Origin of the sequence: Kitasatospora sp. NPDC058444, assembly GCF_042721415.1 — a bacterium.
In the GTDB taxonomy this organism is placed as follows: Bacteria; Actinomycetota; Actinomycetes; order Streptomycetales; family Streptomycetaceae; genus Kitasatospora.
This window is the reverse complement of sequence record NZ_JBHXLL010000002.1, coordinates 202,706-224,375: the sequence shown is the minus strand read 5'-3', so window position 1 is coordinate 224,375 and position 21,670 is coordinate 202,706. Positions and strand designations below refer to the sequence as shown.

At 74.3% G+C, this 21,670-nt stretch carries 19 protein-coding genes, 1 tRNA gene and 1 pseudogene; 8 read left to right on the top strand and 13 right to left on the bottom strand.

Annotation, left to right across the window (positions count from 1 at the left end; translation table 11 throughout):
* Positions 1–209: 209 nt before the first annotated feature.
* The 3 genes from ACFWP2_RS03595 to ACFWP2_RS03585 form a co-directional block, all read right to left on the bottom strand.
* Positions 210–896, bottom strand: coding sequence for an HAD family hydrolase (locus ACFWP2_RS03595; protein WP_380447876.1), 687 nt, complete (start codon positions 894–896; stop codon positions 210–212).
* Positions 897–1,019: 123 nt separating this feature from the next.
* Complete coding sequence (locus ACFWP2_RS03590; protein ID WP_380447874.1) at positions 1,020–1,394, bottom strand: hypothetical protein; 375 nt, start codon at positions 1,392–1,394, stop codon at positions 1,020–1,022.
* 699 nt (positions 1,395–2,093) lie between these two features.
* A tRNA-Tyr gene (locus ACFWP2_RS03585) sits at positions 2,094–2,174 on the bottom strand.
* Between the two features lie 216 nt (positions 2,175–2,390).
* Here ACFWP2_RS03585 and ACFWP2_RS03580 point away from each other — a divergent pair.
* The gene (locus ACFWP2_RS03580) at positions 2,391–2,879 is read left to right on the top strand and encodes a YajQ family cyclic di-GMP-binding protein (protein WP_380447872.1); all 489 of its coding nucleotides are present in this window, start codon (positions 2,391–2,393) and stop codon (positions 2,877–2,879) included.
* Positions 2,880–3,084: 205 nt separating this feature from the next.
* On the opposite strand, the gene ACFWP2_RS03575 is transcribed toward ACFWP2_RS03580, so the two are convergent.
* A complete protein-coding gene (locus tag ACFWP2_RS03575; RefSeq protein ID WP_380447870.1) occupies positions 3,085–3,579 on the bottom strand; it encodes a hypothetical protein in 495 nt (164 codons plus the stop codon).
* A gap of 42 nt (positions 3,580–3,621) precedes the next feature.
* Positions 3,622–4,278: an ArsR/SmtB family transcription factor gene (locus ACFWP2_RS03570; protein WP_380447868.1), complete on the bottom strand. Its 657-nt coding sequence runs from the start codon at positions 4,276–4,278 to the stop codon at positions 3,622–3,624.
* Between the two features lie 240 nt (positions 4,279–4,518).
* Here ACFWP2_RS03570 and ACFWP2_RS03565 point away from each other — a divergent pair, with 240 nt between their 5' ends.
* The 4 genes from ACFWP2_RS03565 (at position 4,519) to mug (ending at position 9,530) form a co-directional block, all read left to right on the top strand.
* Entirely contained in the window at positions 4,519–5,814 is a 1,296-nt protein-coding gene (locus ACFWP2_RS03565) for an MFS transporter (RefSeq protein ID WP_380447866.1), read from the top strand.
* 578 nt (positions 5,815–6,392) lie between these two features.
* Positions 6,393–7,556 carry a M24 family metallopeptidase gene (locus tag ACFWP2_RS03560; protein ID WP_380447864.1) on the top strand — a complete coding sequence of 388 codons (1,164 nt, stop codon included), beginning with the start codon at positions 6,393–6,395 and terminating at the stop codon, positions 7,554–7,556.
* Positions 7,557–7,713: 157 nt separating this feature from the next.
* Positions 7,714–8,898, top strand: coding sequence for a phosphatase PAP2 family protein (locus ACFWP2_RS03555; protein ID WP_380447862.1), 1,185 nt, complete (start codon positions 7,714–7,716; stop codon positions 8,896–8,898).
* Between the two features lie 14 nt (positions 8,899–8,912).
* A complete protein-coding gene (gene mug / locus ACFWP2_RS03550) occupies positions 8,913–9,530 on the top strand; it encodes a G/U mismatch-specific DNA glycosylase (protein ID WP_380448212.1) in 618 nt (205 codons plus the stop codon).
* Positions 9,531–9,607: 77 nt separating this feature from the next.
* Here mug and ACFWP2_RS03545 read toward each other — a convergent pair.
* Positions 9,608–10,468 (bottom strand): annotated as a pseudogene (locus ACFWP2_RS03545) (LysR family transcriptional regulator); the annotation flags it as partial.
* Positions 10,469–10,656: 188 nt separating this feature from the next.
* Here ACFWP2_RS03545 and ACFWP2_RS03540 point away from each other — a divergent pair.
* Positions 10,657–11,661, top strand: a complete 1,005-nt coding sequence (locus ACFWP2_RS03540) for an NADP-dependent oxidoreductase (protein ID WP_380447860.1) — start codon at positions 10,657–10,659, stop codon at positions 11,659–11,661.
* Positions 11,662–11,766: 105 nt separating this feature from the next.
* On the opposite strand, the gene ACFWP2_RS03535 is transcribed toward ACFWP2_RS03540, so the two are convergent.
* Entirely contained in the window at positions 11,767–12,672 is a 906-nt protein-coding gene (locus ACFWP2_RS03535) for a sigma-70 family RNA polymerase sigma factor (protein WP_380448210.1), read from the bottom strand.
* 89 nt (positions 12,673–12,761) lie between these two features.
* Here ACFWP2_RS03535 and ACFWP2_RS03530 point away from each other — a divergent pair, with 89 nt between their 5' ends.
* Positions 12,762–13,475, top strand: a complete 714-nt coding sequence (locus tag ACFWP2_RS03530) for an FMN-dependent NADH-azoreductase (RefSeq protein WP_380447858.1) — start codon at positions 12,762–12,764, stop codon at positions 13,473–13,475.
* Here ACFWP2_RS03530 and ACFWP2_RS03525 read toward each other — a convergent pair.
* The 3 genes from ACFWP2_RS03525 to ACFWP2_RS03515 form a co-directional block, all read right to left on the bottom strand.
* Complete coding sequence (locus tag ACFWP2_RS03525) at positions 13,462–14,418, bottom strand: M48 family metalloprotease (protein WP_380447856.1); 957 nt, start codon at positions 14,416–14,418, stop codon at positions 13,462–13,464. The two genes, ACFWP2_RS03530 and ACFWP2_RS03525, sit on opposite strands and share 14 nt — an antisense overlap.
* Positions 14,419–14,421: 3 nt before the next feature.
* Positions 14,422–14,847, bottom strand: a complete 426-nt coding sequence (locus ACFWP2_RS03520; RefSeq protein ID WP_380447854.1) for a BlaI/MecI/CopY family transcriptional regulator — start codon at positions 14,845–14,847, stop codon at positions 14,422–14,424.
* A gap of 131 nt (positions 14,848–14,978) precedes the next feature.
* Positions 14,979–15,887: a DMT family transporter gene (locus ACFWP2_RS03515; protein WP_380447852.1), complete on the bottom strand. Its 909-nt coding sequence runs from the start codon at positions 15,885–15,887 to the stop codon at positions 14,979–14,981.
* Between ACFWP2_RS03515 and ACFWP2_RS03510 the strand changes: the two genes are divergently transcribed.
* Positions 15,886–17,340, top strand: a complete 1,455-nt coding sequence (locus ACFWP2_RS03510; RefSeq protein ID WP_380447850.1) for a PLP-dependent aminotransferase family protein — start codon at positions 15,886–15,888, stop codon at positions 17,338–17,340. The two genes, ACFWP2_RS03515 and ACFWP2_RS03510, sit on opposite strands and share 2 nt — an antisense overlap.
* Before the next feature lie 20 nt (positions 17,341–17,360).
* Here ACFWP2_RS03510 and htpX read toward each other — a convergent pair whose 3' ends face one another.
* From htpX to ACFWP2_RS03495, 3 genes are all read right to left on the bottom strand, one after another.
* Positions 17,361–18,224: a zinc metalloprotease HtpX gene (htpX, locus tag ACFWP2_RS03505; RefSeq protein ID WP_380447848.1), complete on the bottom strand. Its 864-nt coding sequence runs from the start codon at positions 18,222–18,224 to the stop codon at positions 17,361–17,363.
* Positions 18,225–18,434: 210 nt separating this feature from the next.
* On the bottom strand, positions 18,435–19,982 hold the full coding sequence (locus ACFWP2_RS03500; RefSeq protein ID WP_380447846.1) for an NADH-quinone oxidoreductase subunit N: 1,548 nt from the start codon (positions 19,980–19,982) through the stop codon (positions 18,435–18,437).
* A gap of 56 nt (positions 19,983–20,038) precedes the next feature.
* Positions 20,039–21,643, bottom strand: a complete 1,605-nt coding sequence (locus ACFWP2_RS03495) for a NuoM family protein (RefSeq protein WP_380447844.1) — start codon at positions 21,641–21,643, stop codon at positions 20,039–20,041.
* Positions 21,644–21,670: the final 27 nt, after the last annotated feature.

Sequence of the window (21,670 nt, the reverse complement as noted above, 5' to 3'; positions counted from 1 at the left end):
GCCAGCCCCGATGCGAACACGTGACGCATCCGCCTGCGGAGCAGAAAACGCTGGGCTGTGCTCAGTCACCTAGGTACGAGTCGTCGTGGAGCTGTGCGAGGGCACCAACAACACCCAACACTGACAGCCACCGACCAGCCTCGTGCAACTCACGGGAGTGGTTGGCAATTTTGGTGTAGGAGAAGCCCCGGCGGATCAGAACTAGAACATCAGGTCAAGGCATCCGCGATGAGCTCCATCGAGCCCACGATCACCACGGCGCCGGCGGCGGCCAGCTTGGCAACCTTCCCCGACTTGTTGGCGTAGCCGATCGTCGGGATGCCGACGGCCTCCCCGGCCTCGACGTCGCGGGCCGCGTCGCCGATGAAGATGCAGTGCTCCGGCCTGGTGCCCAGGGCTTCCATGGCTTCGAGCAGGAAGCGCGGGTTCGGCTTCATGGACGAGGGGTCGCCCGGGGCGCGCCCGAAGATGCCGGCCACGAAGGCACTGAGACCGCACTCGGTCAGGTAGGCCTCGATGGCCGCGCCTGCGTTGTTGCTGACCACAGAGACCAGCCGGCCAGAGCGGGCAGACGCACGCAGAACCGATTCTGCGCCCAGGGTCGGGCGGCCGACCCGGACGGCTTCGGTCTCCAGCTCGTCCAGCGCGGCGTCCGCGGTCGCCGTGAGGTCGGGCCGGGCATCCGAGATCAGCCGCAGCAATGCGAGTGGGTCGCTCTCCTCCTCCGCCTCGACCGGGGCCTGCGCGCCAGTGGCGAGCAGGCCCTCACGGAGTCGGCGCGCGACCTCCGGAGCCGGGAGGCTGGCGAAGACCGAGCTCACCGGGCCGTCGAAGTCGAGGAGCACGTGCTTCACCGGCCGCAGCACGTCGGCGAGTTGCTGAGGTGTGTCGGTCATGGCTGCCGCTCGTAGGCGATTGTGCTCCACACGCTGTCGAACCACATCTGGGCCTGCTGGACGTACGGCGATCCGAGAGAGGCGTCGTCCGGGCCGGCGGCGTGGTGGGAACAGGATGGTGTCCTAGCCGGTCACGTCGTAGAAGGTGTGGGCGGTGCCGTCGATCGACACGGTGCGCTCGCGGAGCGGGTAGAAGCCGAAGAAGGCCTCCGACCGGTTCAGGATGTACAGCTTGAACAGGCTGGACGCCCGGTGGACCTTGACCTGGACGCTCGCCTTCTGGACCAGGCCCAGCTCGGCCAGCATCTCCACCGAGTGCGCGATGCCGCCGGCGTTCGTCAGGGCGATGTTGCGGGCGCGCTGCCGGAGGGCGGCCTCGTCCTGGAGCCCGTCGACTAGGACCGGTACCGCCATGGGCGCCGTGGTGTCCGGCAGCAGCAGCCGGACCGTGATGGACTCCGGTGCCAGCCGCCCGGAGCGGACCTTGTCGAGCGTCACCTGCTGTTACTCGAAGGCCGCCTCCAGATGCGGCCGCAGTCCGACCGGGCGCGAGTTGCGCTCCCGGACGAACGAGCCGCTCCCTTGCCGGGTCACGATCAGCCCCTCGGTGCGGAGCAGGTCGCCAGCTCGGGGGCCGGAGGGCAGCTTGTCGCGGTCTCGAAGCCCGGCTTCTTCGTGAGGATCGCCTGGCCGTGTCTCTCACGCTTGCCCGCTGCTACCTCCCCGGTCAAGGGGTGCGGCTACGTGGTCCTGGATGAGACCCGGCCGCGGGTCGGTCGTCGTGGACGGACGACGGGACGTCGCACCGACAAGCGCGGGCTGAAGCACCAGGCTGAGGTGCTGTCGCGCTGGCCGACTGTGCCACGACACTCGGCAAGCCGCCGTACGACCTGCGGTACGCCGGGATCTCGCTCGGGCTGAACCCTGGGGCCGACCCGGCGGAGGCTGCCCGATGGGCGGGGCACAGCGTGGTCGTCCAGCTGATCTCGAAGCGGCTCAACCGGAACCGTCCGGCGCCGCCGGCCCAGGTTCCTGGTCCGTAGCTGGTCCGTACGCGCTGGTCAGGGCTGGGATTCGGGTGGCGCAAAGCGAGACAAGCCGCCCAAACGGGGCAGCACTTGCCCCCGAGTTGCAAGTAAACGAAAAAGCGGTCCCTCACCTACGTTTCCGCAGGTCAGGGACCGCTTCTCTATCCTGTGGCTGGTGCAGGGTTCGAACCTGCGTAGCTTGCGCGACAGATTTACAGTCTGCTCCCTTTGGCCGCTCGGGCAACCAGCCAGGATTTCGTTTCCCGGGGTGTTCACCCCGTTCGACTTGGTAAACCATACCTGATGCCAGGGGGTGCTCCGCCACTCGATAGATCACGCGACGATCGGGAAGCCGCGGGCGGGCGCTACGGGCGGGGCCGGTGTGGCGCTGGATAGGCTGGGGCTGCGGCCGCCCGGAGGGGCGGGCCGTGCCAGTGAAGCCAGAGCATCAAGGAGACCAACACCCATGGCCGACTCCAGTTTCGACATCGTCTCGAAGGTCGAGTGGCAGGAGGTCGACAACGCGATCAACCAGACCTCCCGCGAGATCGCGACGCGCTTCGACTTCAAGGGCGTGGGCGGCGAGATCAGCCGCTCCGCCGAGAAGATCGAGATGAAGGCGAACGGCGAGGAGCGCGTGCGCGCCATCCTCGACGTCCTGCAGACCAAGTTCATCAAGCGCGGCCTGTCGCTGAAGGCTCTGGACGCCGGCGAGCCGCAGCTGTCCGGCAAGGAGTACAAGATCTTCGCCAACGTCAAGGAGGGCATCACCACGGAGGACGCGAAGAAGGTCGCGAAGATCATCCGTGACGAGGGCCCGAAGGGCGTCAAGGCGCAGGTCCAGGGCGACGAGCTGCGCGTCAGCTCGAAGAGCCGCGACGACCTCCAGGCCGTGCAGGCCCTGCTCAAGGGCAAGGACCTGGACTTCGCGGTCCAGTACGTGAACTACCGCTAGTACGGGCCCGGCCTGCGGGGACGCGGGCTCCGAGCGGCCGCGGGATGTGGACGGGGGCGCGGCACCGGAGGTTTCTTCGGTGCCGCGCCCCCGTTGTGCTCGCGGCCGTTGTGCATGCCGCCGTTCACCGTGCCTCCGGCCGGGCGCAGGGCAGGAACCGGGCGCAGGGCAGGAGCCGGCCGCGCGGGGCGGGCGGGTGGCGGGGTCAGTCGGTGGATTGGGCCCAGTCGCCGGTGGTGCGGTGCCGGCCCAGGCCGACCGAGTCGAACTCGTCCGTCCGGCCCTGCTCGGTGTGGGCGCCGATCCGGCGCAGGGCACGGGAGATCGGGGTGCCCTCGGCCGGGGCGGGCTCGAACTCGCCGATGGTGAGCGGGCCGAGGGCGACCGTGCCGTCCGCCCAGACGGCGGCGCGCTGGGTTCCGCCCCCGCCGAAGTAGCGCGCCTCGACGCGGGCGATCGGGCCGGCCTTCGACCAGGCGGCCAGCCGGAGTTCGAAGCCGTCCGAGGGCCGGCCGACCCCTGCCCCGCCGCCGGGCCTGCGGACGATGCCGTCCCCCTGGAGCGCGGCGAGGACGGCGGAGGTGACCGGGATCAGGGCCAGCCCCTGCGCCAGCGGCACCACCCGGGCCGCCGGAACCTCCGCCGCCGCCACCGTCAGCAGCTCCAATGTTCCTATCAGCGCCTGGAGTTCGTAGGACATGGCGGACATGGTGTCCCACCGCGCCGACAGTCGGCCCGGAATTTATGATTCCGTGCCCGGTCGGAGACCGTAGAGCAGGGTGAAGACGGTCACGTCCAGCGCATCCTCGGCCGTACTGGGCCCTTCTTCGTTCAGTTCGTCGAAGATTTCGGCCAGTTGTGATCGCAGCCGGTCCAGCCGGTCCGGGCCGAGCCGCAGCGTGAAGTCCGCGAACAGGCCGGACGGCGAGCCCGAACCGCCCGACGGCCGGCCGAAGTCCAGCCGGCCTTCGGCGATCCTGGCGCGGAAGTCGGCCCGCACCCGGTCCATCGCGGCCACGACAGCGTCGTACGCCTCGGAGCGGCCCGGGGAGTCGGCGGTGAACATCTCCGGGGCCAGCCGGATCGCCCCCTGGGCGACCCCGTAGCGGCTCTCCACGATGCCGGAGACCAGTCGGGTACCGGCCACCAGGATCAGTCCGGCCTTCTCCAGCTGCTTGATGTGCCGGTAGAGCTTGGTCTGCGGCTCGTCCAGCGCGGCGGCGAGCTCCTTGGCCGTCAGCGGACGGTCCTCGGAGGACTGGAGGGCGCCGAGGATGGCCAGGCGCAGCGGGTCGGCCAGGGCCTTGAGTACCGCGACGTCGGACACCTGGCGTTCCTTGACCCAGGTGACGGGCTGCTGCTCGCCGCTGTCGGCGGCCTCCGGGGTGTGCTCGACCACGGGGCCACCCTTCCAGATCGGCCGCTCCGTCCGCAATCACGCCCCGGTGAGCGCTCACCACTGAGTCATCGATCACCCTTGCGCGAGCAATGACGCTTGCGACATCATTCATGGAGACGTGAATGGTTGCGGCAATCGCGAACGATGGGGGCGAGCGGCATGGCGGACCAAACGGCGACGACAGCGGTCACTGCGACGGCGGCGGCAGAGCGACCCGGGCCGGCGGGCGCTCCGCCGCCCGTGCCGCTACGGCGCAACCTGCGGTTCCAGGCCCTCTGGGCCGGCCAGGCCTCCGCGACCCTCGGCATGGTGATCGGCGACACCGCCTTCCCCCTGCTGGTCCTCGCACTCACCGGCTCCTCCACCTCCGCCGGGGCCTTCGGCGCCGTACAGATGGCCGCCACCCTGCTGCTGGGCATCCACGGCGGTGTGGTGGCCGACCGGGTGAACCGTCGCCGGGTGCTCATCGCCGCCGACACCGCCCGGCTGCTCGCCCTCGCCAGCGTCCCGGCGGCCCTGGCGTTCGGCCCGCCGCACCTGGCGCACCTGCTGCTGGTCGCCGCCGTGATCGGCGGGACCGTCGCCTACAGCGGCCCGGTCCGGCTGCTCGCACTGCGCTCGGTGGTCCCGCCGGAGCAGCTGTCCCAGGCCCTGGCCCAGGACGAGGCCCGGATGAGCGGCGCCTCGCTGGCCGGACCGCCGCTGGCCGGGTTCCTGTTCGGACTCGGCCACGCCGTCCCCTTCCTCGGGGCCGCGCTGGCCTCCCTGCTCGCGGTGACCGCCGCCGTCGCGGTGCGCTTCCCCAGCCCGCACGAGTCCGGATCTTCCGGCCGGAGCGCCGGGGACAGCGCCCTAGCCGGCTTCCGGGTCCTCGCCGCCTCCCCCCTGCTGCGCACCGCCCTGGCCGTCCTGCTGGTGATCAACCTGGCCGGAGCCTCGCTGTTGCTGCCCGTCATGGTGCTGCTGCGCGAGCACGGCACCGGCAGCACCGGAATCGGCCTGGCCCTGGCCGGCGAGGCGGTCGGGGCACTGGTCGGCACCGTCCTGGTCGCCCGGCTGCACCGGCTGGCCGGCCCCGGCGTGCTGCTGCTGGCGGTGGCCTGGAGCGCCGTACCCGTCCCGCTGGCGCCGCTGCTGCCCGGCGGGGCGCCGACCGTCTTCGCCGCGCTGTTCGTGTTCGGCGCGGGCGTGCCGACCCTGCGGGTGATGCTCGACCTGCTGGTCTTCCGGCAGGTGCCGGACGCACTGCGCGGCCGGGTGATCGCGGCGACCATGACGCTGCTCACCGCCGGCATGCCCGCCGGGAGCTTCGTCTCCGGCCTGCTGCTGGACCGTTCCTCCCCCGCCACCGTGCTGATCGGGATCAGCGCCCTGCTCGCCGCCGCGCTGCTGGCCGCGACCGCGAGCCGCACGCTGCGGCGCGCCGCCTGGCCCGCCACCGACTCCGGCACCTCCGACGAGTCCGGCGCCTCCACCGACTCCGCCGCCTCCACCGACTCCGCCGACTCCGCCCAGTCCGCCGACCGGCAGGACTGACGCCCCGGGCCGACCGCCGGTCACCCGCACGGCCGACCGCCGCATGCGACGGGCCCGGCAACCGGGTGAACTGGCCGGGTACGGCCCGCCCCTGGGGCTTCCCGGGGCGGGCTGCGACCCCGGGCCCGCCCCGGGAAGCCCCGCGCAGCGCGTACGGCCAAGGCGCGCGCGTCAAGCGGCGCTCCAGCGCCCCCGGCGCCCGAACAGCGCGCGCGGCCCGCAGCGGCGCCGTACCGGAGGAGGACCGGATGTGTTCCACGGGCACGCCCCCACCCGGCCGCGACCGCCCCGGCAGGACGGCCGTCGGAGCTCGGCCGTCCTGGCCGGCGCTCGTCCTGCTCGGCGCCGCCACGGTGGCCGGCCTGTGGTCCGCTCCGGCCGTGGCCCTCGGCTCGGTCCGGTCCCGCCCACGCCTCGCCCCGGTGCCGAAGGGCCCGGCGGAGCCGCGCCGCCCCCTCGGGAACAGGCCGCCCCGTCGCCCGGATCCCCCTCCGAGTCGCGTCGGATCCCCTCCGAGTCGCGCCGGGCCCCCTCCGAGAGCTTCGCCAACTCGACGGGAAAGTGGTGGAGTTGACGCGATGGAGTCCCAGCACAGCCCGCCCGGCCCCCGAGGAGGAACCACCGTGACCCACCCCTTCACCGTCGAGGACCACGCCGCCCGGATGGCCCGCGCCACCGCCGAGGCGACCGCCGCCGGCCTGGCCGGCCTGGTCGTCGCCCCAGGCCCCGACCTGGCCTACCTGTGCGGCTACACGCCCACCGCGATCACCGAGCGGCTGACCGCCCTCGTCCTCGCCGCGGGACGCGAACCCGCCCTGGTGGTCCCCAAGTTGGAGCGCCCGGACGCCGAGAAGGCGATCGGTGCCCCGGCCGTCCGGCTGCTCGACTGGTCCGACGGCGAGGACCCGTTCGCCACCGCCGGCCCGCTGCTCGACCCGACCGGACGGTACGGCGTCTCCGACAACACCTGGGCGCTGCACCTGCTCGGCTTCCAGGCCGCGCTGCCCGGCACCTCCTTCACCTCGCTCACCGACAGCCTGCCGATGCTGCGCGCCGTGAAGGACACCGAGGAGCTGAACCGCCTGGCGGCGGCCGGCGGCGCGGCGGACGCCGCCTACCGGGGCATCCTGGAGGTCGAGTTCGCCGGCCGCCGGGAGACCGACGTGGCCGCCGACCTCAGCGCGCTGCTCATCCAGTACGGGCACAGCCAGGTCGACTTCACCGTGGTCGGCTCCGGGCCGAACGGCGCCGATCCGCACCACGAGGCCGGTGACCGGGTCATCCGTACGGGTGACACCGTGGTGCTGGACTTCGGCGGCCTCAAGGACGGCTACGGTTCCGACACCACCCGTACGGTGCACGTCGGAGCGGACGTCCCGGAGGAGGTGCGCAAGGTGCACGAGCTGGTCCGACTGGCCCAGCAGACCGCCTTCGAGGCGGTCCGCCCCGGGGTAGCCTGCCAGGAGATCGACCGGATCGCCCGTCGGGTGATCACCGAGGGCGGGTACGGCGAGTACTTCATCCACCGCACCGGCCACGGCATCGGCACCACCACGCACGAACCTCCGTACCTGGTCGAGGGCGAGGAACGGCCGCTGGTGCCGGGCATGTGCTTCTCGATCGAGCCGGGGATCTACCTGCCCGGCCGGTTCGGGGTACGGATCGAGGACATCGTGACCGTCACTCCGGCCGGCGGCCGCCGCTTCAACAACACCCCGCACGAGCTGGGCATCGTGGCCTGACCGGGTACTGAACGACCTTCGAACAATCCTCGAACCACCAGTCGAACCATCTGTCGAACCACCAGTCGAACCGGGTGCCGACCGGATCGGACGTTCTTACGATCCAGTCATATTTCACCCAGAGTCCTCCAAGTTTGGGTTGCTAGTTTCGGTGCGCATGACCAAGACCCTCCCCCCGGCCCCGCACGACGTGCGGGCCGGGCAGCCACGCCCGGTGCCTCCGCCCCGCCCACGCGTGACGGGCTGGTCGAGACTCCGCTGGCTGGCCTGGCCGCTCTACCTGACGTGCTTCCTCTGGTTCCTGAGCACCGAGGGCATCCCCGCGGCCAACGACGTGCTGTTCCTCTGGCTCATCGCCGCCCTGCTGACCGCCGCCGTGCACAGCGGGCACGGCCCCCGCGGCTTCCTCCTGGTCCTGCGCGACTGGATCCCGGTGATGGCCGTGGTGTGGACGTACTCACTGCTGCGCGGCTACGGCGCGCACACGCCGTGGGCCCCGCACTGGCTGCCGCAGCTGCGCTTCGACGAGGTGCTCGGCCTGGGCGAGACCTGGACCGTCAGACTCCAGCACGCGCTCTACACCCCCGGCTCACCGCACTGGTACGACTACGCCGCGGTGGCCGTCTACCTCTCGCACTTCTTCGTCGTCTTCCTGCTGCTCGCGGTGCTCTGGCGGCGCGCGCACCACCGCTTCCGGCAGTTGCTCGCCGCCTACCTGACGCTCACCTTCGCGGGCTTCGCCACCTACCTCCTCTACCCGGCCGACCCGCCGTGGCTGGTCTCCCAGGAGGGCAACCTGCCGCACCTGGCCCGGGTGGTCTGGGAGGTGATCTCGGTGAGCGGGCTGCCGCAGGCCGACTCCCTGCTGGAGAACGGCAGTCAGTTCGCCAACGACGTCGCCGCGATGCCCTCGCTGCACTCCGCCTACCCGGCGATGCTGCTGTTCTTCTTCTGGCCCACCGCCGGCCGCCGGCTGCGGGCGGTGCTGGTCGCCTACCCGCTCGCGATGACCTTCACCCTGGTCTACGGCGCGGAGCACTTCATCATCGACGTCTTCGTCGGCTGGGCCTACGCGGCCGCGGTGGTGTTCGGACTGCGTCGTCTGCGCAACCGCCGGGCGGCCGTGGCGACTTCGGAGCCGGCCTGGGGACCGGCCTCGGCCCCGGCCCCCGCCTCGACCCCGGCCTCGGCAAAGCCCACGGCGGAGCCCCCGACCGAGGACACCGCGAAGGACACCACCGGGACACGCCCAACCAAGAGCACGGACGACGGCTCGGACAAGGGCCCGGCCAAGGGCCCGGCCGCGTACGCGGCAAGGGGCGCGGCAGACTTGGCCGGGTGAATCCGAGCGCACCGATGAAGCCCACCGCCGAGCAGCTGCTGGCCGCCAAGGACACCACCATCCCGGACGTCTCCGGGCCCGGGCTGCGGGTGCTGTTCTGCGGCATCAACCCGGGCCTGTGGTCCGGCGCCACCGGCCACCACTTCGCCCGCCCGGGCAACCGCTTCTGGCCGGCCCTGCACCGTTCCGGCTTCACCGAGCGCCAGTACCGCCCGGACGAGCAGCGGGAGTTGCTCGCGCTCGGCCTGGGCATCACCAACGTCGCCCCGCGCACCACCGCCAAGGCGGACGAGCTGACCGCCGAGGAGCTGCGCGAGGGCGGCGCCGCGCTGCGCGAGCGGGTGCTGCGGCTGCGCCCGCGCGTCCTGGCCGTGCTCGGCATCGGCGCCTACCGGACGGCCTTCGGGCAGCGCCGGGCCGCGCTCGGGCGGCAACCGGACGGCATCGGCGACACCGAGGTGTGGGTGCTGCCGAACCCCAGCGGCCTCAACGCCCACTACACCCTGGACGGGCTGGCCGCGGAGTTCCGCAGGCTCCGGGAGACCGTCGAGGACCGCGCCGTCGAGGAGCCCGGCGCCGAGGACCGCGTCGCCGCGGACCGCGCTGCCGAGGAGCCCGCCGCCGAGGACTGACCGCTCGCCAACCGCTCGCCCACGGACTGCCCGCCCGGTACCCGGGCCGCCGACAGCCCGGCCGGCAGCGGCAGTTCGCGCAGCTCCCGGATCAGCGCCCGGACGGCGGCCGTCCCGGCCAGCTCGGGCGTGGTGACGTACCCGACCGAGCGGCTGGGCGGCCGCGGCCCGAGGTCGGTGACGGCGAGGCCGGCCGGGGCGCCGAGCAGGGCGGTCCGGGGCATGATCGCCATGCCGAGGCCCTGGGCGACCATCGAGAGGGCCACCGTGTCGTCCTCCACGTCCACGGTCGCGGGCGGGATCCAGTCCTGCCGCTGCCACCAGTCCCGGGTGTACGAACCGCAGTTCTCGTCCCAGTCGACCAGCGGGAGCTCGCGCGGCGCCGGGTGGCCCTGCGGGTGCGCGAGCGCGTAGGACTCCTCGTACAGCCGCACCGCGACCAGGCCCGGGACGGGCGGCGGGCCGTCCGCGTCGAGCGTGGCCAGCCCGAGGTCGGCGCGCCCGTCGGCGACCTCCCCAGCGGTGCCGCGACCGATCTCCCGGACGATCCGGACGTGGGTGCCGAGCCCGGGGTGGCGCTCGGCGAGCCGGGCCAGGACGGGCGGCAGCAGCTGGGCGGCGGCGCTGCGGAAGGCGGCGATCCGCAGGGTGCCGGTCAGCGGCCCGTCGGCTCCCGCGCCGCGCACCTCGGGGCCCATGGCGTCCAGTAGCCGGAGGATCCGGCGGGCGTACGCCACCGCTCGCGCGCCGCCCTCGGTGGGGCGTGCGCCGTGGCGCCCGCGGTCGAAGAGCACCGTGCCGAGCTTCCGTTCGCAGGCGCGAACAGCGTGCGAGACGGCCGACTGGGTACTGCCCAGGCGCGCGGCGGCCGCTGTGAAGCTCCGCTCCTCCTCGACGGCGACCAGGGTCCGCAGCTCGTGCGGGGCGAGATCGGTCATGCGCCCGAACCTATCCCGCCCCCACCCGCCCCTCCCGCGATCCGCTGATCCACCGATCCACCGACCCGTCGACCCATCGATCCTGCTCATGGATGCCGCCGTTCCATCGACCGGCGCCCCTGCCCGGCGGCTCCCGCGCTTCCTACGGTGATCACGTCCCGCCCGCCCGCTGCCGTCCGGAGCCCCCGATGTCCCGTCCCACCGCCCGCGCCGTCCACCTGGTCTCCCGCCCCGACGGTGCGCCGACCGCCGCGAACTTCGCCTTCGTCGACGAGGCCGTCCCGGCGCTCGCGGCGGGCGAGGCCCTGGTCGAGAACCTGTACCAGTCCGTCGACCCGTACATGCGCGAGCTGATGGACGAGGACGGCTGGGAGCTGCACGCCCCGCTGGAGGGCCGCACCCTCGGCCGGGTGGTGGAGTCCCGGGCCGGCGCCCTGCCGGTCGGCGCGCTGGTCTTCCACCGCCAGGCCTGGCGCACCCACTCGGTGGTCACCGCCGGGCGGGCGAGCCTGCTGCCCGACTTCGCCGGGGTCCCGCTCAGCGCCCACCTGTCGGTGCTCGGCGGCACCGGCCTGTCCGCCTGGGTCGCCCTGACCAGGATCGCCCGGCTCCAGCCCGGTGAGACGGTCTTCGTCTCGGCGGCCGCCGGCGGCGTCGGCACCGCCGCCGGACAGCTCGCCCGGCTGCTCGGTGCCGGACGGATCGTCGGCAGCACCGGCTCCGCCGCCAAGGCCGCCCGCCTCACCGAGCGGCTCGGCTTCGACGCCGCCTTCGACTACCACGACGGCCCGATCGCGGACCGCCTGCGCGAGGCCGCCCCCGAGGGGCTGCACGTCTACCTGGACAACGTCGGCGGCGACCACCTGGAGGCCGCCATCGGCGCCCTGCGCGACCGCGGCCGGATCGCCTGGTGCGGCGCCGTCGCCCAGTACAACCACCTGCAGGACCCGCCGCCCGCGCCGCGCAACCTCTACGACGTGGTCGGCAAGAGCCTGCGGCTGGAGGGCTTCCTGGTCCGCGACCACCAGGACGCCCGGCCCGAGCTGTACGACTTCCTCGTCCCGCACCTGCGCTCGGGCGCCGTCGTCCCGGACGAGACGGTCGTGGACGGCTTCGACCGGGTGGTGGACGCCTTCCTCGGCATGCTGCGCGGCGCCAACACCGGCAAGATGCTGGTCCGGATCGCCCACTGACCGGCGTCGGCCGACCCGGCGTCGGCCGACCCGCCGCTCACCTCGGCGGCACTCACCTCGGCGGCACTCACCCCACCGGCTCAGTCCACCGCCTCGCCCACCGCCTCACCCGGGCAGGACGGCCAGGTCGAGCGCGGCCAGCCGGGCCGGGTCGGCCACCACCTCGTAGCCGGCCACCCGGCCGTCCGCGACTGCCACCCGCAGCACCAGCCGCAACCGCCCGTCCGGGGCGATAAGGATGCCGGGCGCCCCGTCCACCAGGGCCACCGCGCCGTAGCGGGCCCGGCGGCCGAAGACCGTGGTCTCCCGGGCGACCGCCTGCGCGCCCCGGGCCTCCAGGGCGCGGCCGGGCCCCAGCGCCGCCGGATCGGCCCGGCGCACCACGTCCGGGGCCAGGACGGCCAGCAGGTCGGCCAGGTCGCCGCCCCGGGCGGCGGCCAGGAAGGCCTCCACCACCCGCCGGTGCCCGGCCAGCGGCTCCGGGGGCAGCGCCGCCGTCCCGCGGACCCGCTGCCGGGCCCGGCTGGCCAGCTTCTTGGCGGCGACCGGGGTCCGTCCGACGATCGGCCCGATCCGGTCGAAGGGCACGGCGAAGCCGTCGTGCAGCACGAAGGCGACCCGCTCGGCCGGGCCCAACCGGTCCAGCACCACCAGCAGCGCCCGGCCCACCGACTCGACCAGCAGCGCCTCCCGCTCCGGCTCCGGGCCGCCGCCGGAGCCGTCCGGCAGCGGCTCGTCGGTCGGCTCCTCGCGGCGCGCGGCACGGGCCCGCAGCAGGTCCAGGCAGATCCGGGAGACCACCGTGGTCAGCCAGCCGGGCAGGTTGTCGATCTCCGCCGGATCGGTGCGGACCAGCCGCAGCCAGGCCTCCTGCACGGCGTCCTCGGCCTCGCCGGTCGAGCCGAGCATCCGCTGGGCGACCGCCCGCAGCCGCCCGCGCTCGGCCTCGAAGCGCTCGGCCGTCACCCCCGAAGCCGCCCCCGAAGCCGCTCCTGAACCCGCTCCCGGCATCGCGTTCCGGTCCATCGGTCACCTTTCCTCGGCGCGGCTCGTCACCGCTATGACGATCCGTCCCCCTCCGAGGTGACCGGGAGAACACCATGACCTCCACCGCGCTGCTCCACCTGGACTCCGGCATCAGCCCGTCCGGCTCGGTCAGCCACGCCCTGACCGCCCGCTTCGCCGACGCCTGGCGCGCCCGCCACGGCGCCGACGCCCGGTACCGGCACCGTGACCTCGCCGCCGACCCGGTGCCCCCGGTGCGCGCCGCCTACGACGCCCTCGGCCGCCGCACCGAGCGCGAGGGGACACTCCCGCTGGACGACATCGGCCGCCTCGTCGAGGGGCCGGACGAGGCGCGCGAGTGGGCGCTCAGCCGCCCGCTGATCGAGGAGCTGCGGGCCGCCGACACCCTGCTGATCGGCAGCCCGATGTACAACTACACCGTCTCGGTCGGCCTCAAGTCGTGGATCGACCGGGTGACCTTCCCCGGCGTCCACCACGACCCGGAGACCGGCGAGCCGCTGCTGCGCGACACCCGCGTGGTGGTCGTCGCGGTCCGCGGCGGCGGCTACGGGCCGGGCACGCCCCGCGCCCACTGCGACTTCCAGGTCCCGTACCTGCGGGCGTACTTCGACCGGATCGGGGTCGCGGCGGAGCACCTGCACGTGGTCACGGCCGAGCTCACCAGGGCGGCCGACGTCCCGGCGCTGCACGCCCTCCAGCCGCTCGCCGCCGAGTCGCTGGCCGCGGCCGAGGCCGCCGTCGACGAGCTGGCCGCGACGCTCCAGGCCCCGCCGGCTACAGCGGGGTGACGGCCTTGAGCACCACCAGCAGGGCCACGGCGGCGTTGAGCGCGCACAGCGCCGACGCCGCCGTACCGATCGCCGCGACCATCGCCGCCAGCCCCGCCGGGGTCTTGGCCGGCGGCCAGTTGCGGGAGGTCGGCACCGGGCCGAGCAGGGCGGCGACCCGGCGCGGCACCGGGCCGGCCGCCGTGCCCGGGGCGGCGAAGGCCGCGAAGCCGGGGGCCGGGGCGGCGTGCGAGACCAGGGCCGCCCGGGCCACCGCCCGCGCGGTGATCCGGCGGTCCCCCACGGCCTGCGCCGAGTCCTCGTCCGCCCAGCGCTCGGCGCTGTACGCCACCGCGTCCTGCAGCGGCCGCAGGAACGGGTTGACGCAGGCGGCGAGCTGGGTGGTCAGCAGGTACCGGTGGTGCCGGTGGCGCAGGTGCGCCCGCTCGTGGGCGAGCAGCGCCTCGCGCTCGTCGGCGGCCAGGCCGGCCAGCATCCCGGTGGAGACCACCACCCGGCCGGGCGAGCCGGGCAGCGCGTAGGCGTACGGGCTCCGGTCCGGCAGCACCGCGAGGTCGCCGGCCGGTCCCGGCCCGGCGGGCAGCCCGCTCAGCGCCCGGCGGGCCCGGGCCCGCACCCGCAGGTGCCGTACGAGCGTCCGGGTGCAGGCGAGGCCCACCAGGGCCAGCAGCCACATCGCGGCCGTGCCGACCGTCTCGTGGTACGGCAGTGCGGCCCGCACCTCCGGGTCGGACCAGCTGTCCGGCAGCGGGTTGCCGGGGATCTGCGCGGTGCCCACCACGCCGATCAGCCCGAGGCAGAGCGCGCTGCACACCGCCATCACCGCGCTGATCACGGTCATCAGCCGGGCCGCGCCGCGCGGGTGCAGGTGCTGTTCGGTCAGGCGCGCGATCGGGACCGCGGTGAGCGGCAGGACGAGCGGGAGGAAGACGAAGACGCCCACGGGTCAGCTCTCACGGTCGGGCACTGCCGGATCGGCGGACGCGGCGTCCAGCAGCGCCCGGAGCAGTTCCTCGTCGTGCGGCAGCAGCGCGGTGACGAAACTGGCCAGGACGGCGTCCCGGTCCGCCTCCCCGTCGAGCATCCGGCGCATCCGCAACGCGGCCAGCCCGGCGGCGTCCGAGGAGGCCTGCCACAGGTAGGAACGGCCGGAGCGGGTCCGGGTCACGGCGTTCTTGGCGTGCAGCCGGGACAGGATGGTCATCACCGTGGTGTACGCCAGGTCGCCCTCCAGGCGTTCCTGGACCCATCCCGCGGCGGCCGGGCCGGGCGCCTGCTGGAGCACCGCGAGCACCTGTGCCTCCAGCTCGCCCTGGCCGCGTCGCCTGGCCGGCGCGTCCCCGGCCGCCGGGGCGTGCCTCTCGTCTGCCATGACGGCCCACTCCCTCCGGATGCCGCGCCCGGACCGACGGGCGCGGGTTCATCCTAACGAGCGAGGGGCCGCGCCGAACCGGCCGGAGCGGGGGTTCGCGGGCGTACGGGGCCGACCCGCGGCGCCCGGGATCAGGTCCGGGCCCGCTGGGTCACCGCGATGCAGACCAGCACCACCACCGCGGTGACCGGCGCCGCGGCCGGCAGCCGCTCGCCGAGCAGCAGCACCGACCAGACCAGCGTCAGCAGCGGCTGCGCGAGCTGGAGCTGACTGGCCCTCGGCACCCCGATCGCGGCCATCCCCCGGTACCAGAGCACGAACCCGCCGAACTGCGAGACCACCGCCGTGTACGCCAGCCCGACCAGCGCCTGCGCCCCGAGCCGCACCGGCTCGGCACCCAGCCCGAGCGCGGCGGTCAGCAGCGCCGCGGGCAGCGCGGCCACCACCGCCCAGGCGATCACCTGGGCGCCCGGCAGCTCCCGGGAGAGCCGCCCGCCCTCGGCGTACCCGGCGGCGCAGAGCAGCACCGCCGCGAACAGGTAGAGGTCGGCGACGGCCGGTCGGCCGTGGCTGCGCACCAGGGTGAAGGCGAGGACGGCGGCGGCCCCGGCGAGCGCCGCCGCCCAGAACGCCCCGGACGGCCGGCGGCCGGTGCGCACCGCCGCGAACGCCGCCGTGGCCAGCGGCAGCACGCCGATGACCACCGCCGAGTGGGCGGTCGAGGAGGTGCGCAGGGCCAGCGTGGTCAGCAGCGGGAAGCCGAGGACGCAACCGCCGGAGACCACCAGCAGTCCGGGCCAGTGCCGCCGCTGCGGCAGCGGGGCGCGGACGGCCACCAGGTGGAGCACGGCCGGCAGGCCGGCCAGGGCGCCGCGCAGACCGGCCGAGGACCACGGGCCGAAGCCGGTCAGGGACCACGCGGTGGCGGGGAAGCTGAGCGAGAAGGAGACCACGGCGAGGGCCGCGAGGGCGGTGCCGGAAGCCGGGGCCTGGCGAGGTGCTACCGCCCTGGGGCGGGTAGCGCTATCTTGTGCCGTCATGAACGAGCGTAGCAGTGTGACCGAACTCGCCGACATCCTGCGGCGGGAGGTCGAGCGCTACCCGGAAGGACGGAAGCTCCCCTCCAGCCGGGCGCTCGTGGAGCACCACCAGGTCAGCCCGGTGACCGTCTCCCGGGCCATCGCGGTGCTGGTGGCCGAGGGCCTGGTGGTCTCCCGGCCCGGCGCCGGGGTGTTCCGGGCGGCGGCCTTCGCCGCGGCCCCGGCCGTCCCCGCCGCACCGTCCGGCCGAACCGGCGACCTCTCCTGGCAGGAGATCGCGCTCAGCGCCGACTCCGGCCCGCGCGACCTGCTCGCCGCCCCGGTGTTCGCCACCCTCCGGGTGCCCCCGCCCGACGTCATCGACCTCAACAGCGGCTACCCGCACGCCTCGCTGCTGCCCGAGCGGCTGCTCGCCGCCGCCCTCGCCCGGGCCGGCCGGCGACCGGGCGCCTGGGACCGCCCGCCCACCGACGGCCTCACCGCGCTGCGCGGCTGGTTCGCCCGGGACATCGGCGGCCACGGCGGGCCGATCGGCGCCGGGGACGTCCTGATCACCTCCGGCGGGCAGAGCGGGCTGACCGTCGCCATGCGGGCGCTCGCCGCGCCCGGCTCGCCGGTGCTGGTGGAGTCGCCGACGTACGCGGGCATCCTGGCGGTCGTCCGGGCGGCCGGGCTGCGGCCCGTCCCGGTCCCGGTCGACGCCGACGGCGTGCGCACCGACCTGCTGGCGGACGCCTTCGCGGCCACCCGGGCCCGGGTCCTCGTCTGCCAGCCGCTGTTCCAGAACCCCACCGGCGCGGTGCTGTCGCCCGAACGGCGCGAGGAGGTGCTGCGGATCGCCCGGGCCGCCGGCGCCTTCGTGGTCGAGGACGACTTCGCCCGGCTGCTGGTCCACGCGGACGCCCCCGCACTGCCGCGCCCGCTCGCCGCCGACGACCGGGACGGGGTCGTGGTGCACCTGCGCTCGCTGACCAAGGCGGCCTCCCCCAACCTTCGGGTCGGCGCCCTGACCGCGCGCGGCCCGGCGCTGGCCCGGCTGCGGGCCACCCAGGTGGTGGACAGCTTCTTCGTGCCGAGGCCGCTCCAGGAAGCCACCCTGGAACTGGTCGCCGACCCCGCCTGGGCCCGCCACCTGCGCACCCTCGGCGCCGAACTGCGCGACCGCCGCACCGCCGCCGTCGCCGCCCTGCACCGCGAGCTGCCCGGCGTCCTCGGCGCCCACCGCCCCGGCGGCTACCACCTGTGGCTGCGCTTCCCGGACGGCGTCGACGACACCACCCTCGCCGCGGCCGCGCTGCGCGCCGGCGTCCAGGTCTCCCCCGGCCGCCCCTACCACCCCGCCGAACCGCCGGCCCCCCACCTCCGCCTCAGCTACGCCGCGGCCGAGAGCCCCGCCCAGGTCGCCGAGGGCGTCCACCGCCTGCGGCTCGCGTACGAGGAGGCGGCGGGCTGACGCCCCGGGACGGCGGGGGGCTACCGGCCGTAGCCCGCCATCCGCTCCAGGCGGGCGATGCGCTCGGCCATCGGAGGGTGGGTGGAGAAGAGCTTGGCGCCGGCCTCGCCGGGACGGAAGGGGCTGGCGATCATCATGTGGCTCGCGGTCTGGAGCTGCGGCTCGGGCGGGAGCGGCAGCCGGCGGGTGCCGGCGTCGAGCTTCCGCAGGGCGCTCGCGAGGGCGAGCGGGTCGCCGGTCATCCGGGCGCCGTCGGTGTCGGCCTGGTACTCGCGGGAGCGGCTGACCGCCAGCTGGATCAGCCCGGCGGCGAGCGGGCCGAGGATCATGATGGCGAGCATCCCGAACAGCCCCGGGCCGTCGTCGTCCTCGCTGCGCCCGAAGGGGATCAGCCAGGCGAAGTTCACCAGGAACATCACCACCGAGGCGAGCGCCCCGGCCACCGAGGAGATCAGGATGTCCCGGTTGTAGACGTGGCTCAGCTCGTGCCCGAGCACGCCGCGGAGCTCTCGTTCATCCAGGATCCGCAGGATGCCCTCGGTGCAGCAGACCGCCGCGTTGCGCGGGTTGCGGCCGGTGGCGAAGGCGTTCGGGGCCTCGGTCGGGGAGATGTAGAGGCGGGGCATCGGCTGGCGGGCCGCGGTGGAGAGCTCACGGACGATCCGGTACAGGCCGGGCGCCTCGAACTCGCTGACCGGCCGGGCCCGCATGGCCCGCAGCGCGAGCTTGTCGCTGTTCCAGTAGGCGTAGGCGTTGGTCCCGAGGGCGACCAGCAGGGCGATCACGAAGCCGGCGCGGCCGAAGAGGCTGCCGATCACCAGGATCAGCGCCGAGAGGCCTCCGAGCAGGACCGCGGTCCTCAGTCCGTTGTGCCGGCTGTGCACGTCAGGCCCTCCAGTGGTGCGGTGGGGAAGCCCTTTCTGCCTCGTCCCTCTTGCCCGGTCAACGGGTGGGGCCGACGGCCTTGTTCCCTTGTGACCCGACACGGTGACCGACGCGACACCGACGCGACACCGCCGCACCGCACCCCGGACGACAGCCCGGTGCCCCCGCGACACCGCCGGACCGCACCCTCGGCGCGGCCCGGCACCGGCTCAGAACAGCGAGCCGCCCGCCACCTGGAGGACCAGCTGCGGCGCCACCGAGAGCACCACGGCGGCCGAGGCGGTGAGCCCCAGCGTCGCGGTGAGGCTCACCGGCAGCCGGTGCCCGGCGGTGCTCTCCCCCAGGGACGCGTCCGGCGCCGCCGGGGCGAACAGCCGGGCCGTCCAGAGCAGGTAGTAGTACAGGGCGACGACCACGTTGACGGCCATCACCACGGCCAGCCAGCCCAGCCCGGCGTCGACCGCCGCGCGGAACACCACGACCTTGCCGAACAGGCCGATCACGCCCGGCGGCAGACCGGCCAGGCAGAGCAGGAAGAACGCGAGCGCCAGCGCCGTCCAGCGGTTGCGGGCGAACAGGCCGCGGAAGTCGTCCACGCTGGTCCCGGCCCGGCGGCCGACGGCGGCGACCACCCCGAAGGCGCCGAGGTTCACCACGCCGTAGATCAGCGCGTACGCGGCGGTGGCGCCGAGCGGGTCGACGCCGGTGGGCGCGTAGCCGGCCGCGGCGAGCGGCACCAGCAGGTACCCGGCCTGGCCGACCGAGGACCAGGCGAGCAGCCGCACCGCGCTGTACCGGGTGTCGAAGCGCTGCCGCAGCGCGCCGACGTTGCCGGCCGTCATGGTGACGGCGGCCAGCACGGCCAGCACCAGGCCCCAGGTGTGGGCGTACGGGCGGAAGGCGACGGTGGTGACGAGGGCGAGCCCGGACAGGCCGGCCGCCTTGCCGACCACCGAGAGGTAGCCGGCCACCGGCAGCGGCGCGCCGGTGTAGGTGTCGGGCACCCAGAAGTGGAACGGGACGGCGGCGACCTTGAAGGCGAAGCCGACCAGGGTCAGCACCACGCCCGCCTCGGCCAGCGGCCTGAGCTGCCCGGGCGCGTGCTCCAGGCCCTGGGCGACGGCGCCGAGGTGCAGGCTGCCGCTCGCCGCGTAGACGAAGCCGACGCCGAGCAGCATGACGGCGGTCGCGGTCACCGAGGAGACGAAGAACTTGAAGGCGGCCTCGGCGCCCCGGCCGTCCCGGCGCAGCGCGACCAGGGCGAAGGCGGGCAGCGAGGCGACCTCCAGGGCGATCACCAGGGTGGCGAGGTCCCGGGAGGCGGGCAGCAGGGCGGCGCCGGTGGCGCTGGAGAGCAGCAGGAACCAGTACTCGCCGCGCGGCAGCTTCTCGGTCTCCACGGTGTGCGCCGACAGCAGGGCCGCGATCAGCGCGCCGCCGAACGCGAGCAGCTGGAACACCAGGGCGAAGTGGTCGGCGACGTAGGAGCAGCCGCCGTTGTCAGACCCCCCTGCTACGTTCTGCACACAGAAGGTCGCTCGGGGTGATCCATCGGCGAGGGGAAGGAGTGCGATGAGGGCGAGGGCGAGTCCGGCCGCGGTGAGGCGGCCGAGCCACTTCTTGTGCCGCTCGGGCAGGAACAGGTCCGTGAGCAGCACGGCGAGGGCGGCCACGGCGGCGATCAGCGGGGGCGCGATCGCCACCCAGTCCACGGACTGGATCAGGCTGCCCGGGTTGGCTACGGCGAGGGAGGTCACAGTGTGCTGCCCCGTGGAGTGAGGTCCGAGTGCGGCGGTCTGGGCTGCGAGCACGGTCAGCCACCCCCGAGGAGGTGCTTGACGGCGGGGTCGGAGAGGCCGAGCAGCAGCGCGGGCCAGAGGCCGGCGAGCAGGGTGAGCGCGGCCAGCGGCGTCCAGCTGACGGCCTCGTACGGGCGCAGGTCGGCGAGCTCGGCCACCGGTGCGGGCTGCTCCGGGTCCCCCATGCAGACGCGCTTGACCACGATCAGGAGGTACGCGGCGGTGAGGAGGGTGCCGAGGCCGGCCAGGACCATGTAGGTGACGAACGCGGGGCGCGACAGGCCGGCGGCCGGGTCGAACGCGCCGAACATGGCGAGCAGCTCGCCCCAGAAGCCGGCCAGGCCGGGCAGGCCGAGGCTGGCGACGGCGGCGAAGGCGAGCAGCGCGCCGAGTCGCGGGGCCCGGCCGTACAGGGCGGCGCCGGTGGCGCCGGCGAGGGTGTCGAGGTCGGCCGTGCCGTAGCGGTCCTTGAGCGCGCCGACGACGAAGAACAGCAGACCGGTGATCAGACCGTGGGCGATGTTGGCGAACAGGGCGCCGTTGACGCCCACCGGGGTGAGGGAGGCGATACCGAGGAGCACGAAGCCCATGTGGCCGACGGAGCTGTATGCGATCAGGCGCTTGAGGTCGCCCTTGGATCCGGAATCCGAGGGCGCGGAGCGCTTCGAAAGAAGGGTGGTGGTGGGCGACGGGAGGGCCAGCGCCAGGCAGGCCAGGGAGCCGTAGACGATGCCGACGGCCGCGAAGGCGCCCAGGTAGGGGGCCAGGGTGGCGGCGCCGTCCGGCACGACCGGGAGGAGGACGCGGACCAGACCGTAGGTGCCCATCTTCAGCAGCACGCCGGCGAGCAGCACCGAGCCCACCGTCGGGGCGGCGGTGTGCGCGTCGGGGAGCCAGCTGTGCAGTGGCCAGGCGGGGGCCTTGACCGCGAGCCCGACCAGGATCGCCAGCGCGGCGATCACCTGGGTGGTGTGGCTGAGGCCGCTGCCGTGCGCGGCGGCCAGGGCCTGCATGTCGAAGGTGCCGGCCTTGCTGCCGATCAGCAGGAAGCCGAGCAGCATCACGGCCGAGCCGAGCAGCGTGTAGAGGATGAACCGGTTGGCGGCCGGCACCTTGGCGCCGCTCCCCCAGCGGGCGATCAGGAAGTACATCGGGATCAGCACGATCTCGAAGGCCAGGAAGAAGAGCAGGAGGTCCAGCACCGCGAAGGTGGCGAGCATGCCGACTTCGAGCAGGAGGAACAGCCCGACGAAGGCCTGCGCCGACGGGACGTTCTCCCCGTCCGGCAGCCGCTTCTCCGAGTACAGCGCGCAGAGGAAGGTGAGCAGCCCGGTCAGCACGATCAGCGGCAGCGAGACGCCGTCCACCCCAAGGTGGAGGCGCACGTGCAGGGCCGGGATCCAGGACACGTCGGTGGTGGCCTGCATCCGGGCGGGCTCGTCGTGGTCGAAGCCGGCCGCGAGGGCGACGGTGAGCAGGAACACCGCGCCGGTGACGACGGTGTTCAGCCGCAGGGCCCGCCGGTCGGCCACGGCCCGGTCCGGTCCGAACACCGGCGCCAGGGTGAGTGCGGCGCCGAGCAGCGGCAGCACCAGGAGGGCGATGAGGACTGCGTTCATCGGGGGCTCCCAGCAGCGGTCGAGGGG

What these genes read in the sequence shown, in the direction of transcription:
- ACFWP2_RS03595 (WP_380447876.1), bottom strand. Translation starts at nt 896, where the DNA reads ATGACCGACACACCTCAGCAACTCGCCGACGTGCTGCGGCCGGTGAAG.
- ACFWP2_RS03580 (WP_380447872.1), top strand. Translation starts at nt 2,391, where the DNA reads ATGGCCGACTCCAGTTTCGACATCGTCTCGAAGGTCGAGTGGCAGGAG.
- ACFWP2_RS03575 (WP_380447870.1), bottom strand. Translation starts at nt 3,579, where the DNA reads ATGTCCTACGAACTCCAGGCGCTGATAGGAACATTGGAGCTGCTGACG.
- ACFWP2_RS03560 (WP_380447864.1), top strand. Translation starts at nt 6,393, where the DNA reads ATGGAGTCCCAGCACAGCCCGCCCGGCCCCCGAGGAGGAACCACCGTG.
- ACFWP2_RS03555 (WP_380447862.1), top strand. Translation starts at nt 7,714, where the DNA reads ATGACCAAGACCCTCCCCCCGGCCCCGCACGACGTGCGGGCCGGGCAG.
- mug (WP_380448212.1), top strand. Translation starts at nt 8,913, where the DNA reads ATGAAGCCCACCGCCGAGCAGCTGCTGGCCGCCAAGGACACCACCATC.
- ACFWP2_RS03540 (WP_380447860.1), top strand. Translation starts at nt 10,657, where the DNA reads ATGTCCCGTCCCACCGCCCGCGCCGTCCACCTGGTCTCCCGCCCCGAC.
- ACFWP2_RS03535 (WP_380448210.1), bottom strand. Translation starts at nt 12,672, where the DNA reads ATGCCGGGAGCGGGTTCAGGAGCGGCTTCGGGGGCGGCTTCGGGGGTG.
- ACFWP2_RS03530 (WP_380447858.1), top strand. Translation starts at nt 12,762, where the DNA reads ATGACCTCCACCGCGCTGCTCCACCTGGACTCCGGCATCAGCCCGTCC.
- ACFWP2_RS03520 (WP_380447854.1), bottom strand. Translation starts at nt 14,847, where the DNA reads ATGGCAGACGAGAGGCACGCCCCGGCGGCCGGGGACGCGCCGGCCAGG.
- ACFWP2_RS03510 (WP_380447850.1), top strand. Translation starts at nt 15,886, where the DNA reads ATGAACGAGCGTAGCAGTGTGACCGAACTCGCCGACATCCTGCGGCGG.
- ACFWP2_RS03515 (WP_380447852.1), bottom strand. Translation starts at nt 15,887, where the DNA reads ATGACGGCACAAGATAGCGCTACCCGCCCCAGGGCGGTAGCACCTCGC.
- ACFWP2_RS03495 (WP_380447844.1), bottom strand. Translation starts at nt 21,643, where the DNA reads ATGAACGCAGTCCTCATCGCCCTCCTGGTGCTGCCGCTGCTCGGCGCC.